Source organism: Geitlerinema calcuttense NRMC-F 0142 (assembly GCF_030285425.1).
Genome location: NZ_JASVEJ010000031.1, coordinates 12,841 through 26,699 on the forward strand (window position 1 = coordinate 12,841; position 13,859 = coordinate 26,699).

Consider the following 13,859-nt stretch of genomic DNA (forward strand, 5'->3'; position numbering starts at 1 on the left):
TTTCACCAACGGTAATTTTTGAACAAAAAAAGCGGCATGATGTCATGCCGCTTAACAGGGAAGAAAACAAACTTTCGGATCAAAACTCAATGCGCAGGAAAACAAGACCGGGGACGCGGTTGTATTTTTCGCTTTCCCAATTCCGATACATGCCCCAGTTGTCGAACTCCGCTTCGGTGATGTAACCGTCCTTGTCCGCGTCAATGTCCCAGAAAAATTGAACAAGGGGACCGCGGGGAGTCTCGAAATCGCGCGCTTCGGAACGGGTCAGACGGCCATCGCTGTCCCGATCAATTTGCTCGAATTGAATCGTGGCCCGAGTGGGTTCGGAATTTTGCTGGGCTGAGGCATGATTGGACAGAAAGCAAATGGCTCCGACACAAACAGCCGCCAGATTGAAAAATGTTTTAGTCATGGAATCAGTATAAATGCCTTTGAGCATTTCTTCAAGCGCATTGTCCAGAACTCTTTAGAAGGAGATGGACATCACAGGCAGTCCTTGGCCCTCAGGGTCAAAGGAGGTGTCCCCGGCCCAACTGTCGTATTCCGCCTGATTGACCCAGTTATCCTTCGGGGCATTTTCGGAGATGCCGTGAAAGAGGGTTTTCACATCAGGGCTCTTTTTGGCGGCTTGCTCCAATTCATCCGGAGTGATGACTCCATCCTTATTTTTGTCGATGTCCGGATGTTTGAGTGTTGCCTTGGCCGCGCCGGCGTGGGCGGGATTTTCCTGATGAATCTGCTCCACTTCCTTCTTTGTGATTTTTCCGTCCCCATCGACATCATAATAGGTGAAAACCTCCCGAGCGTGATGGGTGGCAAATTCCTCATGGCTGACCTTCCCATCCTGATTGGCGTCAACGGTCGGCTCCGGCGCGGCGGGTTCGGATGATTCAGAGGCGGTGAGGTGGGCGATGAATAAACCCGCACAAACAATCAGGGCAATTTGTTTCATAAGCACACAAGCTAACGGCGCACCGCCCCCCTTTGTCAAGTGCGCGCTTTGTCGGCCAGTCCACTGAGTCCGGGCAGGCCGTCAATGCTGGTCACGTTGTTTTCGCAACGATACTCGTAAAGTCCCTCCGCGCCGCGTTTGCGGGCGTATTCGTCGAGCACTGTGCGGTCCGCTTTGAATTCATACAGAGGCACTTGGAATCCGCACGAGGAGGAAATGCGATCCACTTGGATTCGAATGATGGATCGGGAACCGATATTCGGCGGGAAAAGCGGGAGCAATTTGCCAAAGTCGGGGTGGTCGGGCAGGAGAAATTCCCCCCGTCCGTGGAGACGAACAATTCGAGGCCCGCCCTCGAATGCGCACAGCATGATGACTATGCGTCCATTCTCGCGCAGATGCGAGATGGTTTCCACCCCGCTGCCGGTGAAATCGTGGTAGGCTACCGTCAGTGGCCCGAGCACCCGCAGGGAATCCCCGCCTTTGGGGGAAAGATTCACATGCCCCTCCGGGGAGAGGGGAGCCGTGGCGACAAAAAACATTTTCTGTTTTTCGATCCATGCTTTCAAGTCGTCATCGATTTGCGGAAGTGTTTTGCCCATGACAAATGAATGGCAAATTTTCCCATAAAACACAAATCGGAAATCTTTTCCCTTTGGCCAGACGACTTTCCAAATCCTGACCTTTGCCCGCTTCGTTCACAGTAATGGATTACAGCCGCGCAGTTGGCAAAACATCGGGCATAGGGTTTCTCGCAAAGGCCGCAATGTTTCGCAAAGGGGAATCGATCCACAGATTACACCGATTCACACAGATTTTTTCCAACTGGAGGGATCATGCTCCAGATTGTCCCATTCTTTCTAAGGCTTGGGGAACGCACGTGTGCCCGCGCTTTCCAGAGGGTTTCCATGCCCGAAGGAACATGGGCAGAGAAAATGGGACGGGCAGGAGCCCATCCCTCCAATGGTATGGATTGGACAGGCAAGCACCAGGATGCCGCTTCCACTTTGTCCCCGCGCAAATTGCTCCTGCCCCAATAAAAACCCCCGCCGAAATGAATCGGGCGGGGGGAGTGTGAAAAATCAAACTCTGACAGGAGGAAATCAACCTCCGACTTCGGCGCGTGCATCGGCGGCGAGGGCGGTGGAGAGGTAGCGTTCCCCGGTGGAGCAACCGATGGTGACGATCAATTTTCCTTTGTTCTCCGGGCGTTTGGCGACTTCGAGGGCGGCGACGACATTCGCGCCCGTGGAGATGCCCACCAGCAGACCTTCCTCTTTGGCGAGGCGGCGGGCCATGGCGAAAGCGTCGTCATTGGAAACCGTGATGACCTCATCGACGATATTCAGGTGCAAATTGTCCGGAACGAATCCCGCGCCTGTGCCTTGGATTTTGTGCGGGCCGGGTTTGACAGGTTCGCCGTTGCGCGTCTGAGTGATGACCGGGGAATCCTTCGGCTCCACGGCGATGGCTTTAAAGTCGGGTTTGCGTTTTTTGATGACCTCGGCGACCCCGGTGATTGTTCCTCCGGTTCCAACCGCTGAAACCAAAATGTCCACTTTACCGTCCGTATCCGCCCAGATTTCCTCAGCGGTGGTTTTTTGATGAATTTCCGGGTTGGCCGCGTTTTTGAATTGTTGGGGAATCCATGAGTTTGGATTTTCCTTGTGGAGCGCTTCGGCCTTGGCAATGGCGCCTTTCATTCCCTCAGCGGCGGGGGTGAGAACCAGCTTCGCTCCCAGCATGGCCAGAAGAACACGGCGTTCAATCGACATTGTTTCAGGCATGGTCAAAATGATTTTGTATCCTTTGGCGGCTGCCACAAAGGCCAGCGCGATGCCGGTATTGCCCGAGGTCGGCTCAATGATGAGGGTGTCTTTTTTGAGGATGCCCTTTTTCTCGGCGTCCTCGATCATGGCCGCGCCAATACGGTCTTTGACACTGCCAAGGGGGTTGAAAAATTCGGCCTTGATGGCGACGGTTGCTCCCGCGCCCTCAGTGACACGGTTGAGTTTAATCAGGGGCGTGCGCCCGATGGTTTCGATGACGTTATTATAGATGGGCATAAGCGGATTGTGGTTTTAAAGGTTGATTGATTGAGTGAAACTTAGTTTAAACATGCCCCAACCACAAACCAAGCTTTTTAGAAAAAATGCAAAAACAAGACTCTGTCACTAGGAATTCCCGCCCCGCCAAAGCCGTCATTCTCGCCGCCGGCAAGGGCACACGCATGGGTGAACTCACCAAAGACCTGCCAAAACCCATGGTCGAGGTGAATGGAAAACCGGTTCTCCAACATATTATCGAAGGATTGCGGGACTCCGGCGTGAAAGAGATTTTTATCATCACCGGGTATTGCGCCGAGGTGATCGAGAATTTTTTCCGCGATGGAAAAGATTTTGGTGTGTCGGTCACTTACGGACGCCAAGTGGTTCAAGACGGAACGGGCAAAGCCCCCGAAATCGCCAAGGAATGGGTGGGCAATGATCATTTTTTGATGACCTATGGCGACATTCTTGTTTCCCGTGACAATTACAATGGCATGCTCGAGGCCTATGCAAATTGCGCGGAGCCTTTGGAATCCCTGATCACTGTCAAACGTGGTGAGGATGTCAAAAAAGGGGCTGTGGTGATTTTTAATGAAAAATTTCTCCTGACCGATCTCGTGGAAAAGCCCAATGACGAGCAACTGGCCCAGCTGGAGGCCCAAGGAAAACTCGGTGCCGGAAAACCCATCTGGTATAACGCAGGGGTCTATCTTTTCTCACCGGGAATCTTCTCGCACACAGCAAAACTGGAAAAATCACCCCGAGGTGAATACGAGCTTCCTGATGCGATCCGGGGCATTGTCGCCACCCATGGCAATGTGCTTGGCTACGAACTCCAAGGGCAGTGGGTCGATGTCCGTGATCCGGGGGTTCTGCAAGAAGTCCAAGGCATCAAATTGTAAGTCCCTGACTGATTTTGCGCCCGAATCGCAATCAGAACATTTTAATGTAGGATTTCTGCTTGAGGCGGTCGATCCATTTGCGTTGTTGATCCAAGCGTTGTTCCTGCAAGATTTGTCCCTCAATTTGGAGGCGCACTTCCTCCAGAGATTGAGTGCCGCCCTTTTTGAAATTTTCGATCTGAATAATATAGTAGCCCTCATCCAGATCAATGACATGACTGATCTGCCCCGGCCTGAGACGAAAGGCCACATCGGAGATTTCTTTGCGCAGGGTATTCTTGTCCACCCAGCCCCAGTCGCCGCCATCATTGCGTTTTGAATCCTCTGAATATGCCTGAGCCAGACTTGAAAAATCGGAGCCGGTATTTAGCTTTTTAAGAATCTCCTGCGCGAGCACCAACTGGGGATCTTTTTCAACAATTTCGCCGTCGGACGTTTTGAATTCCTCCTTAAAAAGCCCCTTCCGCAGAAAAATCATGCGCAATTTGATCTGGTCTGGCGTGACGAATTGATCAATATTCTCCTGATAATACGCCTCCACCTTGAAAGGGGAGACAAAATTTCCCGCATCGGTATTCTGTTGGCGCATGGCCTGAACAATCAGGTTTTTTTCATGTCTTCCCGAAATTCCTGCATCGACAAGCCTTGGGCCTCAAGGGTTTTGATAAATGCGGCACGGTTCCCGTCAAATTGCTGCTCGATTGTTTCCCTGAGTCGGGCCTCCACATAACGATCGGGCAGATCAAACCCTTGCTTTTTAAATTCCTGCAAAATCAATTCCCGTTCAATCAAGGCATTCAAGGCCTCCAAACGAAGGGCTTTGACGCGCTTGACCATCTCGTCGGGGTTGTCGCGGAGAGCGTCCCGGAGAGCTTGTTCCTGGCGATCCACCTGTTGTTTGACCTGGGAAAAGGTGATGACCGAGTCATTGACGATGGCGGCGATCCCATCGACGACATCTTGGGCGCGCAGACTGGCATTGAGGCAAATCCCCACCAAAATCAGGGCTGCACCCTTGAAGATAGACTTAAAAAGATCATCCATGTCGCGGGTTAAACCCCTCTGTCGATGTGAAAGTTTCGTTTGCAAGTGGTCAATAGTGGCAAAAGAGTTCGAAATTTCAATACCGGAAAGCAAATTCTCAGGTTTCCGCTATTTTTTACTTGAATCGATAAAGTCAATGATTTCCCGGATGCGGTCGGGGGTTCGATCCGCCGTGAGCCGGGGGAATTTGTTTCCATCCATGAGAAAGTCACCAGCCCGCTTGGCGATGATCTTGCCTTCCTTGACGAGCAATTCGCTCAGGCGGCGCTCCGCACACAAAATTTTCAGCTCAGTCAGAAGCCCAAGATTCCTCACCTCCGAAGGACATTTGCCGTAACGATCCCGGATTTCGGCGAGCAAATTGTTCACATCCTGGCCGTTGAGCGCCTCCGCAAACCTCCGGTAAAGCGTGACCCGTTCAGCTGTGTCCTCGACATACTTGCGTGGAATCCATGCGTTGAAAGCAAATTTGTCCGAGTAAGCCGCCGCAGACTCGTCCTCCTCAGTCACCATAAAATCAATGCGGATCGGCACATCCTGACGAAGCGGGGGAGCCTCGCCCCGGAGCTGGGCCACGGTGGTTTTGAGCAGGTGACAGTAGAGGTCGAATCCAATTGCCGCGATGTGGCCGCTTTGTTCAGTGCCGAGCAAATTGCCCGAGCCGCGAATCTCGAGGTCGCGCATGGCGATTTTGAAACCGCTGCCCAGCTGGCTGTATTGTTTGATGGAACCGACCCGTTTTCGGGCGTCGGCCTGGAGCATGAGATGGCGCGGCAGGAGCAAATAAGCATGGGCTTTGGTCGCCGAACGCCCCACGCGCCCGCGCAATTGGTAAAGGTCAGCCAGACCGAACCGGTCGGCGCGGTCGATGATGATGGTGTTCGCATTGGGAATGTCGATGCCGCTTTCGATAATGGTTGTCGAAACCAGCACATCCGTTTTGCCCTCGATGAAATGTTTCATCACGGTTTCGAGCTCCTCCTCGTGCATCTGTCCATGGCCGACATCCACGCGGGCGGCGGGGCAGAGTTCCTTGATGCGGTCGCGGACATGGAGGATGTTGTCAATGCGGTTGTGCAGGAAATACACCTGCCCGCCCCGGGCGAGTTCGCGCTCGATGGCCTTGCGAATGATTCTCTCGTCATAGGCCCCGACATAAGTCTCCACAGACTGGCGATTCGTCGGCGGGGTTTCAATCAGGCTCATGTCTTTGACCCCGGCCAGGGACAGATAAAGGGTTCGGGGAATCGGCGTGGCCGACAGCGTGAGCATGTCCACGAGCCGGAAACGGTCCTTGAATTTCTCCTTTTGCCTCACGCCGAAGCGCTGTTCCTCATCAATGACGACCAACCCGAGTTTTTTAAAGTCCACATCCTGTGAAAGAATCCGGTGCGTGCCCACGAGCACATCGACCTGTCCGCCCCGGGTGTCCTCGATGATCTGGCGTTGCTCGGAGGGTTTCTTGAATCGGTTGAGCGCCTCGATCCGTATGGGATAGTCCGCGAACCGTTCTTTGAGCGTGCGATAATGCTGCTCGCTCAAAACCGTCGTGGGCGCGAGGAGAACCGACTGCCGCCCGTCCATCGCGCATTTGAAGACCGCGCGAATCGCCACCTCGGTTTTTCCAAAACCCACGTCACCGCACACCAGGCGGTCCATGGGACGGGCTGACTCCATGTCGCGTTTGCTCTCAATGATGGCCCGCTCCTGATCGGGTGTTTCCTCGTAGAGGAATGAGTCCTCAAATTCCCGCTGCCACTTTGTGTCCGGGCCGAAGCTGTGCCCTTGCAGGGTTTGCCTCTCGGCCTGGACTTTGAGGAGTTTGGCCGCGTAATCCAGCACGGAGCGCTGGGCCGCGATGCGCGCTTTTTCCCAGCGCGCCCCGCCGAGAGTGTCGAGTTTCGGATGACGTTTGCCGACTCCGGTGTATTTGGTGACCAGATAAGCCTGGTCGAGAGGAACAAAGAGTTTCGCGCTCCCGGCAAAGATGATGCAAATGGTCTCTTTTTCCTGTCCCAGCTCACCAGTTTTGACCAGTCCCCCGTAAATGCCGATGCCGTGGCTCAGATGAACCACATAATCGCCTTCGGCCAATTCGCTGAAATCCAGCGCGGAGGTTTGCCCCCGCAATTGCCTGAGTCTTTCGAGCCGGCGCATGCGCCGGACATTTTGATAACGCCCGAAAATCTCCGCATCGGTGAGAACCGCCAGCCGCGCTGAAGGGCAGGAGAATCCATGTGTTACCGGGGCAATTTGCGCGCGCAATTTGCCGGGGGCGGGACGAATGCCGGACTCGTCCAAGATCTCGCCGAGGCGTTGCAATTCCCCGGAGTTATTGCCAAAAATGATGACCTCCCAATCGTCCGCAAGCCAGCCGGAGAGGGTGCGAATGAAGGTTTCGCGGCGTTTCTCCAGCAGGAATTCATCCGCGCCGGTGTCCAGGAGGAAATCATTGTCGTGGAAATGGAATCCTTCCGCTGAATCCACTGGCGCGAATCCCGACTCGCATGTTGTGTCGGGAAGAAACGGGTGCGCTGTCAGAAACATGCGGGGGAACCGCGCAATTTGCGCGGGCAGGAGGCCGAGGGTTTCCATGTCGTCGATGATGACCATTGTCCGGGCAGGGAGGTAATCGGCCAGTGTCGCGGATTGTTCCTCCCCGTCGAATGAGACGAGTGCCAGAGAGACAGAGGAAAGTTTTGTCTGGGAGACTTGCGTGTCCGGGTCGAAGGAACGGATCGATTCGATTTCATCGCCGAAAAATTCCAACCGCACTGGGGCGGGGCAATTCCATGCGTGAATGTCCAGAATGCCTCCGCGCCGCGCCACTTGCCCAGGGTGGGCGACCTTTGTCACGGCCTCGTATCCGTTTTTGATCAGGTCGTCGAGCAGGGTTTGCTGATCGATCCGCTGTCCGGTTTTGAGCCCGAGCAATTTGCTCCGCAGGGATTCGGGCGCCGGAACAAATTGCTCCAGCTTTGGCGGTGGCCACCAGAATCCCATGGGTTTGCCCGGATTTGTCCATCAGGCCTGAGAGCAAGGCCAAGCGTTCGGAGCGCACATCCGAGTCGGCCAGCAGAAAGGGTTCATCCACCCCCGCCTCATCGGTTTCGACGACCTCGGGGTAGAGATTGATTGCGACATTGATTCCACAGGCTTCAAGCAGCCCGGAGAGTTCCGCAGCGAGATATTCCTGCTCCCGCACAGAGGCGGTCAGCACACACAAGGGCCGGTCCGTCCCGGAGCAAATTGCCCCGATGAATGCTGGTTTCGCATGGGGGGAAATTCCCGTCAGGGCAGGGGCATCCCCCGCACCGATGCCGGCAAGAGCCTGCCGGATCACGGGCGTTGACGCAATTTGCTCCAAGAGGGAGGATGCTTTCGTTTCCAAAATCAGAACCGCCCAATCAACCATTTCCACGCCCGTTTGTCAAAGTTCCCTCGGAGGCCGATGGATGCCCGCCGATTTTCGCGGACGATCACAGATTTTGATTGGGGGGTTCATGCTTTCACATGACCCATTTGTAAAAATATTGGAAATGTCAGGAATGGAAAAATATTCAAGGTGGCGCTTGCCCTGGCACTGGAGTGATGTTTACGGTTACTGCGATGGCTGGAATCACCCCCCAAGAAAAGCTCACCATGCTCCAGCGCAATTTGCGCGGGATGGGGAGGGTGTTGATTGCTTATTCCGGGGGAGTGGACAGCGCTTTCCTGCTTAAGGCCGCCCATGACTGTCTCGGGGCAAGTTGCCTCGGTGTGATCGCTGATTCCCCAAGCCTGCCCCGGAGCGAATTGCGCGACGCCGAGCAATTTGCGCGGGAAATCGGGGTGGCGGTGAGGGTGATTCAAACCAATGAAATCAACAATCCTGATTATGCCGCCAATCCCGCCAATCGCTGTTATTTCTGCAAACATGAGCTGTTCGACTCCCTCGCGCAAATTGCGCGGGAGGAAAAGTGGGACACAATCGCTTATGGGGAAATCGCCGATGACGCAGGCGACCATCGGCCCGGAGCCGTCGCCGCCGGGCAATTTGCCATTCGTGCCCCGCTCAAGGAAGCGGGCATGACCAAGGCCGACATTCGGGCGTTGAGCCGGGAATGGGGACTGCCCACAGCGGACAAACCCGCCATGGCCTGCCTCGCTTCCCGCATTCCGCACGGGGAACCCGTCACACCCGAAGTTTTGTCCATGATTGAGCGCGCGGAGGAAAGTCTGCGACGGCTCGGATTTCGGGAATTCCGCATTCGTCACCATCGGATGGACGGGACCGGACTGGCGCTGGCGCGCATTGAATTTGCGCCGGAGGAAATCGCAAAAGCCGCCGCCGAACCCCTTCGCGGGCAAATTGCGCGGGAGATCAAGGCGTGTGGATATGTCTTTGTGGCCGTGGATATTGAGGGGTATCGCCGGGGATCGGTCAATGCCGTTTCCCTGTCCTGACGTGCCACCGGATACGCGAGCTTTTGTTTCATGAGCAAGCATAGGGGGCATTTGCTTTTACCCATCTCAAAAGCGCGGTCTGAACTTTACGACTTTGAATCTCTGGTGATCCAGTAGTTTGGTTTTCGCGAACAATGTGCAATCGCCAAGACCCACAGAGTGTCATTTCGTAATACAAAGGGAATATAGTAGGGGAAAATACGGAGATTAATGCGGCGATAACCCCCGGAACGCATCCTGTATAACTCATGATGTTCGGATAGCCACAGGACACAACGGTTGACTTCATCTTTGAAGCGGTAACCCAGTCCGGCATGGGCATCTTCGTAGTAGGAAATCGCGTCGAGAAACTCATCCCTTGCCTGCGGGACAAAGTTGATATTCATAAATTCAGACGGTTGTCGGCTTCCCTTATGACATCGTCGTGGGGAATTCCCGTCACTGAGCCGCTATCGACAGCCTTGATTCGGGCTTGGATCTCATTTTCCCAGACCTCATCGACTCCCGGATCACCACTCGACTGATCGATTTCCAGCAGAAAACCAGCAAGTGCCACTCTTTGGCGAGGGGGAAGCTGGAGAGCTTCACGAGTGAGTTCTTCAATGCTCGTTTTCATGCCTGTAGTATGACATCATCTCGATTCATCGTCAACGCGGCTTTTTTGACTTTTGGATTGTTCGCCTTGTTCTTGTCGATACTGGTTTTCGAGTGAATCGCGGTGGCATGGGATGATCGCCAATATGCCAGCAAGAACAATCCGATGTGAACGCTCCATGTCATCGAAATGCGTCTGACCTCTGTCTATTGCCGCCTTGATACGGCCAGCAGCAGCCAGAACTAAATCGGAGTCACCATCGGTCTTAAATCCGCCCTGCTCTGGCATCGCCAAAACGGTCAGCGCTGAAAAAGCGTGATTTTCCAATGAAATAAATGAAACTGGGGGTGTAGATATGTCTTTGTTGCCGTGGATATTGAGGGATATCGCCGGGATCGGTCAATGCCGTTTCCCTGTCCTGACGTGTCACCGGATTGTCACACACAGCCCGCGCAAATTGCCCTAGGCTCATGGTCAATGTTGAACCGAAAACATATGAAATATGCCCTGTTGATTTTTGCTTTTGCGGCAATGAATGCTTTTGCCGGGATTGCGCCATTCACGGAACGCCCCCGAATTGATTTTGACGTGGTTTACAAGGAACTCGCCGCGCAAGGCGCTTGGCAGAAACATGCCAAACACAAATGGGTATTTGTCCCCAATGCGCCGGATTCGTGGAAACCCTATCGCAACGGGCAATGGGTTTATTCCAATGCCGGGTGGCTCTGGCGGGGCAAGGAACCGTGGAGCTGGGTGACGGATCATTACGGCGCATGGATTTACGAGGATAAAAAATGGAAGTGGGTGCCGGGGAACAAATGGCATGCGTCCTCGGTGCTGTGGCAGGAGGCGGGTGATTTGCTCGGCTGGCGGCCTGTGATGCTGGATGAATTCCAAGAGGTTTTGGACGGCATGGATGAATTGCGCATTCCGGAGACATGGACAGTCACCCTCCGCACGAATCTCGAACATCCCGTGGATCAATCGCTCATGGTCAATGACGACATGCGGGACGCCTTTCTGCTCAAAGCTGATGCGAGCTATCATGTTTTCAGAAGCTACCGGGAATTCGAGCGCGCCGGGCCTGAACCCGCCAAAATCTGGTATAAAACCGCCGAGCCGCCGATTGTGTATGAGATATTCACCCTCCCGACACCGGACACCGAGCCGCCCCCCGGCGCCCCGTCCAAAAATGTTTACATGTATCGTCCCATTTTTGCCCAGGACAAGGAGGGAATCTTTCGCCGGATCGCTGTGAATGCCGAGGGGCGCAAAACCAATGACCGGGCCAGTGTCTCGCAAGTGCTCACAGGGTTGAGCGAGGAGGAAAAAGCCAAGCTGGAAAAAATTCAACAAATAAGAAATCCCAAAATCGAGGCGGTTCCCGCGGACAATAAACCGGAAAGCGCTTTGCCCGCACCCGATGAGAATGTGAAATCCCCTGCTTCAGAGAGCCAGCCAACGAATACGGGAAGCAGCATCATGCCTTCACGCAGGAGATAGGAGGAGGGGAGTGAAAGACGAAAGTGAAAGGTGCAAAGAGAGAGACTTTCCCCCTGTCACAATTGGATTCAGGCGTGTTTTTGGATTGCTGAATCCTTGAGTGTCGCGATGAAGGGGAGGTTGCGATAGAATCCTTGTAATCCAGACCGTATCCGACGATAAAACGGTCAGGGATGTCGAACCCCACAAAATCCGCTTCGACATGGCGAACCCTTTCCACATTTTTGCGGAGGAGAACGGCGGTTTTAATCTCCCGCGCGCCCCGGATGGAGAGTTCCTCCCTGACTTTTGACAGTGTCAATCCCGTGTCGAGAATGTCGTCGATGATGAGAATGTCCGCGCCCCGGACATCGAAGCTGTCATTGGCAAAAATCGTCACCTCGCCACTGGACTTCAGGCCGCCCTGATAGCTTTGGGCATAGATGCATTCGATGCGCAGGGGCATGTGGATGCGCCGGATCAGGTCGGTGAAAAACATCACACTGCCATTGAGAATGCTCACCACAGTGAGTTTCTGCCCCTTGTATTCCTTTTCAATGGCCTCTCCCATCGACGAAACCGCGGCGAGAATGTCCTTCTCGGGGAAAAGAATCTGGTCGATGTCCTCAAGCATGATTTTTTGGGGGTGGAGATTAGCGCTTTGTCGATGAGGATGATGTGCTCAGATGGGCGCGGACTTTCTGGAGTTCGCGTTTGATCTGAACCGAGACAGAGGATGCGGGCTGGAGGGGAATGGCCCGGCTCCAGAGTTTCACCGCCTCGGGGAGGTCTTTGCGATCCTTGTGCACGAGGCCGGCGTAGTAATAAATGTATTGGAGCATTTCACGGTCATATTGACCGGGGTCCTGGTCGACGATCTCGACGAGTTTGAGAAAATCTTTCTCGGCATCACCTTTTTTGCCGCAGAAAAAAGGGAGATTCCAGTAGTTGATCGCCCGCACAAGCCGGACGTGGGCGTCGTCGGGAACCTGATCCACGGCGGCATCCATGGTTCGTCCGCCTTTTTTGAGGTAGTCGAGGGCTTTCGGGCCGAATCCGATGTCGCGCCCGCGCAGTGTGTAGATGCTGCCCAGATACACCTGAACCATCATATTGTCGGGGGATTGCGCGTGAAGTTTTTCGAGAATTTCCTCGGCTTTGAGAACAGATTTTTTGTCGCCTTTGACCCCCTCGTGATGGAGTTTGATCGCCTCTTCGAGTTCGGCAACAGGGAATGTGGCGACAGCTTCCTGGATTTGTTCCTCCCGGACATCCGGGATATTGGCCTGAAGCGGGAAAGTCAGCAGGAACAAGAGGAGGGCGAGGGGAGCAATTCTCATGATGGCTCCCATTATTGTCCCGGCAACCCCCGGAGCCAAGCTTTTTTCTTGTTTGATTTTCAGGCAGGAAGAATCAAAGAGCCACTTGCGCGGAGGCTGTGGAGGGATATATTGCCCGGTAGTGAAAATTGACTCGCCATTGCCATTCATGGTTCTGACCGGGGTGACCCTCTTTCCCCAGGGGCTTCTGCCGCTCTACATATTCGAGCCGCGTTATCGCAAAATGCTTCAGGAATGTCTCGATGGGGCCAGAATTTTCGGGGTGGTGTCACTGGATCACCTGAGCCAGAATGCCACCGTCTCGGATCAATCGGACATCATTGCCGGGGTGGGATTGATCCGGGCCTGTGTCGGGCAGGAGGACGGCACCAGCCAGCTCATCCTGCAGGGCATTTCCAGGGTTCGCCTCACCCGCTTTGTTCAGACCACCCCGATTCTCGTGTCGGAGGTGGAACCCCTCGCGTCAATAAATTGCGACAATCTCGAGGTGGACGCTTTGGCCGGGCGGCTCCGGGAAATTATTCACGAGATGACCTTTGCCGGTCAAACGATTCCCGCCCATGTGCTGGATTATCTCGACAAAACCCGTGACCCGGACGCGCTTTCGGATTTGATCTCATATTTGATCCTGAAACGGGCGGATTACCGCCGCGACATTCTCCAAACCCTCGACCTCAAAGAGCGTTACCGCAAATTGCTCCACATGGTGCCCGAGGAACTCAAAGTGGTTGGTTTTCCCGAGGATAAGAAGCCGAAGGGGTAGGGAAGAGGGGATGCGTAAAAGTGACAGGATGCCGCTTCTGCGCGTTGCAGAAAATTGTGGAGGATCGACCCCGACCATGGGGAAATGATTCGTGTTTGATTGGGGCCATTCGAGGTTCCATTCTCTGCGGCAATCTGCGGGTGATTCCTTCAGGCGTGGAAGCTGTGAGGATTGCCGGCGTGTGGGGAACCCAACTGCTGGCCTCTGGGATGGAGTGAGTTCGTCGAGGATTTTGTTTGCGTGGATGAAAAATTGTGTTTGTCTCCGGTTCAATCACTTGAGAG

The 13,859-nt window shown here is 54.2% G+C and carries 18 protein-coding genes; 6 read left to right on the forward strand and 12 right to left on the reverse strand.

Annotation, left to right across the window (positions count from 1 at the left end):
• Positions 1-79: 79 nt before the first annotated feature.
• Genes QQ055_RS08310 through QQ055_RS08320 form a run of 3 tightly spaced genes read right to left on the reverse strand, consistent with a single transcriptional unit; the run spans position 80 to position 1,557 of the window.
• Entirely contained in the window at positions 80-415 is a 336-nt protein-coding gene (locus QQ055_RS08310) for an EF-hand domain-containing protein (protein ID WP_285964252.1), read from the reverse strand.
• A gap of 54 nt (positions 416-469) precedes the next feature.
• Entirely contained in the window at positions 470-955 is a 486-nt protein-coding gene (locus QQ055_RS08315) for an EF-hand domain-containing protein (RefSeq protein ID WP_285964253.1), read from the reverse strand.
• Between the two features lie 35 nt (positions 956-990).
• The gene (locus QQ055_RS08320; protein WP_285964254.1) at positions 991-1,557 is read right to left on the reverse strand and encodes a pyridoxamine 5'-phosphate oxidase family protein; all 567 of its coding nucleotides are present in this window, start codon (positions 1,555-1,557) and stop codon (positions 991-993) included.
• A 306-nt stretch (positions 1,558-1,863) separates the two neighbouring features.
• Here QQ055_RS08320 and QQ055_RS08325 point away from each other — a divergent pair, with 306 nt between their 5' ends.
• Complete coding sequence (locus QQ055_RS08325; RefSeq protein ID WP_285964255.1) at positions 1,864-1,995, forward strand: hypothetical protein; 132 nt, start codon at positions 1,864-1,866, stop codon at positions 1,993-1,995.
• 63 nt (positions 1,996-2,058) lie between these two features.
• Here the strand turns inward: QQ055_RS08325 and cysK are convergent, their stop codons facing one another.
• A complete protein-coding gene (gene cysK / locus QQ055_RS08330; RefSeq protein WP_285964256.1) occupies positions 2,059-3,021 on the reverse strand; it encodes a cysteine synthase A in 963 nt (320 codons plus the stop codon).
• 86 nt (positions 3,022-3,107) lie between these two features.
• Between cysK and QQ055_RS08335 the strand changes: the two genes are divergently transcribed.
• Positions 3,108-3,905: a nucleotidyltransferase family protein gene (locus QQ055_RS08335; RefSeq protein ID WP_285964257.1), complete on the forward strand. Its 798-nt coding sequence runs from the start codon at positions 3,108-3,110 to the stop codon at positions 3,903-3,905.
• Positions 3,906-3,936: 31 nt separating this feature from the next.
• On the opposite strand, the gene QQ055_RS08340 is transcribed toward QQ055_RS08335, so the two are convergent.
• The 3 genes from QQ055_RS08340 to mfd are packed head-to-tail and all read right to left on the reverse strand — an operon-like array spanning position 3,937 to position 7,952.
• On the reverse strand, positions 3,937-4,494 hold the full coding sequence (locus QQ055_RS08340) for a peptidylprolyl isomerase (RefSeq protein WP_286004542.1): 558 nt from the start codon (positions 4,492-4,494) through the stop codon (positions 3,937-3,939).
• 11 nt (positions 4,495-4,505) lie between these two features.
• Entirely contained in the window at positions 4,506-5,042 is a 537-nt protein-coding gene (locus tag QQ055_RS08345) for a SurA N-terminal domain-containing protein (RefSeq protein WP_286004543.1), read from the reverse strand.
• Between the two features lie 15 nt (positions 5,043-5,057).
• Positions 5,058-7,952, reverse strand: a complete 2,895-nt coding sequence (gene mfd / locus QQ055_RS08350; RefSeq protein ID WP_286004544.1) for a transcription-repair coupling factor — start codon at positions 7,950-7,952, stop codon at positions 5,058-5,060.
• Positions 7,953-8,540: 588 nt separating this feature from the next.
• Here mfd and larE point away from each other — a divergent pair.
• A complete protein-coding gene (gene larE, locus QQ055_RS08355; RefSeq protein WP_285964259.1) occupies positions 8,541-9,395 on the forward strand; it encodes an ATP-dependent sacrificial sulfur transferase LarE in 855 nt (284 codons plus the stop codon).
• 86 nt (positions 9,396-9,481) lie between these two features.
• On the opposite strand, the gene QQ055_RS08360 is transcribed toward larE, so the two are convergent.
• Genes QQ055_RS08360 through QQ055_RS08370 form a run of 3 tightly spaced genes read right to left on the reverse strand, consistent with a single transcriptional unit; the run spans position 9,482 to position 10,317 of the window.
• Positions 9,482-9,781, reverse strand: a complete 300-nt coding sequence (locus tag QQ055_RS08360) for a type II toxin-antitoxin system RelE/ParE family toxin (RefSeq protein WP_285964260.1) — start codon at positions 9,779-9,781, stop codon at positions 9,482-9,484.
• A complete protein-coding gene (locus QQ055_RS08365) occupies positions 9,778-10,011 on the reverse strand; it encodes an addiction module protein (protein WP_285964261.1) in 234 nt (77 codons plus the stop codon). Before QQ055_RS08365 ends, QQ055_RS08360 begins: the two co-directional genes overlap by 4 nt.
• A gap of 15 nt (positions 10,012-10,026) precedes the next feature.
• The gene (locus QQ055_RS08370; protein WP_285964262.1) at positions 10,027-10,317 is read right to left on the reverse strand and encodes a hypothetical protein; all 291 of its coding nucleotides are present in this window, start codon (positions 10,315-10,317) and stop codon (positions 10,027-10,029) included.
• 153 nt (positions 10,318-10,470) lie between these two features.
• On the opposite strand from QQ055_RS08370, the gene QQ055_RS08375 reads away from it, so the two are divergent.
• Positions 10,471-11,493 (forward strand): DUF6600 domain-containing protein, encoded by a 1,023-nt coding sequence (locus QQ055_RS08375; protein WP_286004545.1) that lies wholly within the window; start codon positions 10,471-10,473, stop codon positions 11,491-11,493.
• Here the strand turns inward: QQ055_RS08375 and hpt are convergent.
• Both hpt and QQ055_RS08385 read right to left on the reverse strand, forming a co-directional pair.
• A complete protein-coding gene (gene hpt, locus QQ055_RS08380; protein WP_285964264.1) occupies positions 11,471-12,106 on the reverse strand; it encodes a hypoxanthine phosphoribosyltransferase in 636 nt (211 codons plus the stop codon). The two genes, QQ055_RS08375 and hpt, sit on opposite strands and share 23 nt — an antisense overlap.
• A 19-nt stretch (positions 12,107-12,125) precedes the next feature.
• The gene (locus QQ055_RS08385; protein WP_285964265.1) at positions 12,126-12,812 is read right to left on the reverse strand and encodes a tetratricopeptide repeat protein; all 687 of its coding nucleotides are present in this window, start codon (positions 12,810-12,812) and stop codon (positions 12,126-12,128) included.
• On the opposite strand from QQ055_RS08385, the gene QQ055_RS08390 reads away from it, so the two are divergent.
• Both QQ055_RS08390 and QQ055_RS08395 read left to right on the forward strand, forming a co-directional pair.
• Positions 12,811-13,575: an LON peptidase substrate-binding domain-containing protein gene (locus QQ055_RS08390; RefSeq protein ID WP_286004546.1), complete on the forward strand. Its 765-nt coding sequence runs from the start codon at positions 12,811-12,813 to the stop codon at positions 13,573-13,575. The two genes, QQ055_RS08385 and QQ055_RS08390, sit on opposite strands and share 2 nt — an antisense overlap.
• A 20-nt stretch (positions 13,576-13,595) precedes the next feature.
• Positions 13,596-13,793 (forward strand): hypothetical protein, encoded by a 198-nt coding sequence (locus tag QQ055_RS08395; protein WP_286004547.1) that lies wholly within the window; start codon positions 13,596-13,598, stop codon positions 13,791-13,793.
• Positions 13,794-13,859: the final 66 nt, after the last annotated feature.

Coding starts and splice junctions, on each gene's coding strand:
- QQ055_RS08325 (WP_285964255.1), top strand. CDS start 1,864: ATGCCCGAAGGAACATGGGCAGAGAAAATGGGACGGGCAGGAGCCCAT.
- cysK (WP_285964256.1), bottom strand. CDS start 3,021: ATGCCCATCTATAATAACGTCATCGAAACCATCGGGCGCACGCCCCTG.
- QQ055_RS08310 (WP_285964252.1), bottom strand. CDS start 415: ATGACTAAAACATTTTTCAATCTGGCGGCTGTTTGTGTCGGAGCCATT.
- hpt (WP_285964264.1), bottom strand. CDS start 12,106: ATGCTTGAGGACATCGACCAGATTCTTTTCCCCGAGAAGGACATTCTC.
- QQ055_RS08335 (WP_285964257.1), top strand. CDS start 3,108: ATGCAAAAACAAGACTCTGTCACTAGGAATTCCCGCCCCGCCAAAGCC.
- larE (WP_285964259.1), top strand. CDS start 8,541: ATGTTTACGGTTACTGCGATGGCTGGAATCACCCCCCAAGAAAAGCTC.
- mfd (WP_286004544.1), bottom strand. CDS start 7,952: ATGGGATTCTGGTGGCCACCGCCAAAGCTGGAGCAATTTGTTCCGGCG.
- QQ055_RS08320 (WP_285964254.1), bottom strand. CDS start 1,557: ATGGGCAAAACACTTCCGCAAATCGATGACGACTTGAAAGCATGGATC.
- QQ055_RS08385 (WP_285964265.1), bottom strand. CDS start 12,812: ATGAGAATTGCTCCCCTCGCCCTCCTCTTGTTCCTGCTGACTTTCCCG.
- QQ055_RS08360 (WP_285964260.1), bottom strand. CDS start 9,781: ATGAATATCAACTTTGTCCCGCAGGCAAGGGATGAGTTTCTCGACGCG.
- QQ055_RS08390 (WP_286004546.1), top strand. CDS start 12,811: ATGATGGCTCCCATTATTGTCCCGGCAACCCCCGGAGCCAAGCTTTTT.
- QQ055_RS08365 (WP_285964261.1), bottom strand. CDS start 10,011: ATGAAAACGAGCATTGAAGAACTCACTCGTGAAGCTCTCCAGCTTCCC.
- QQ055_RS08315 (WP_285964253.1), bottom strand. CDS start 955: ATGAAACAAATTGCCCTGATTGTTTGTGCGGGTTTATTCATCGCCCAC.
- QQ055_RS08340 (WP_286004542.1), bottom strand. CDS start 4,494: ATGCGCCAACAGAATACCGATGCGGGAAATTTTGTCTCCCCTTTCAAG.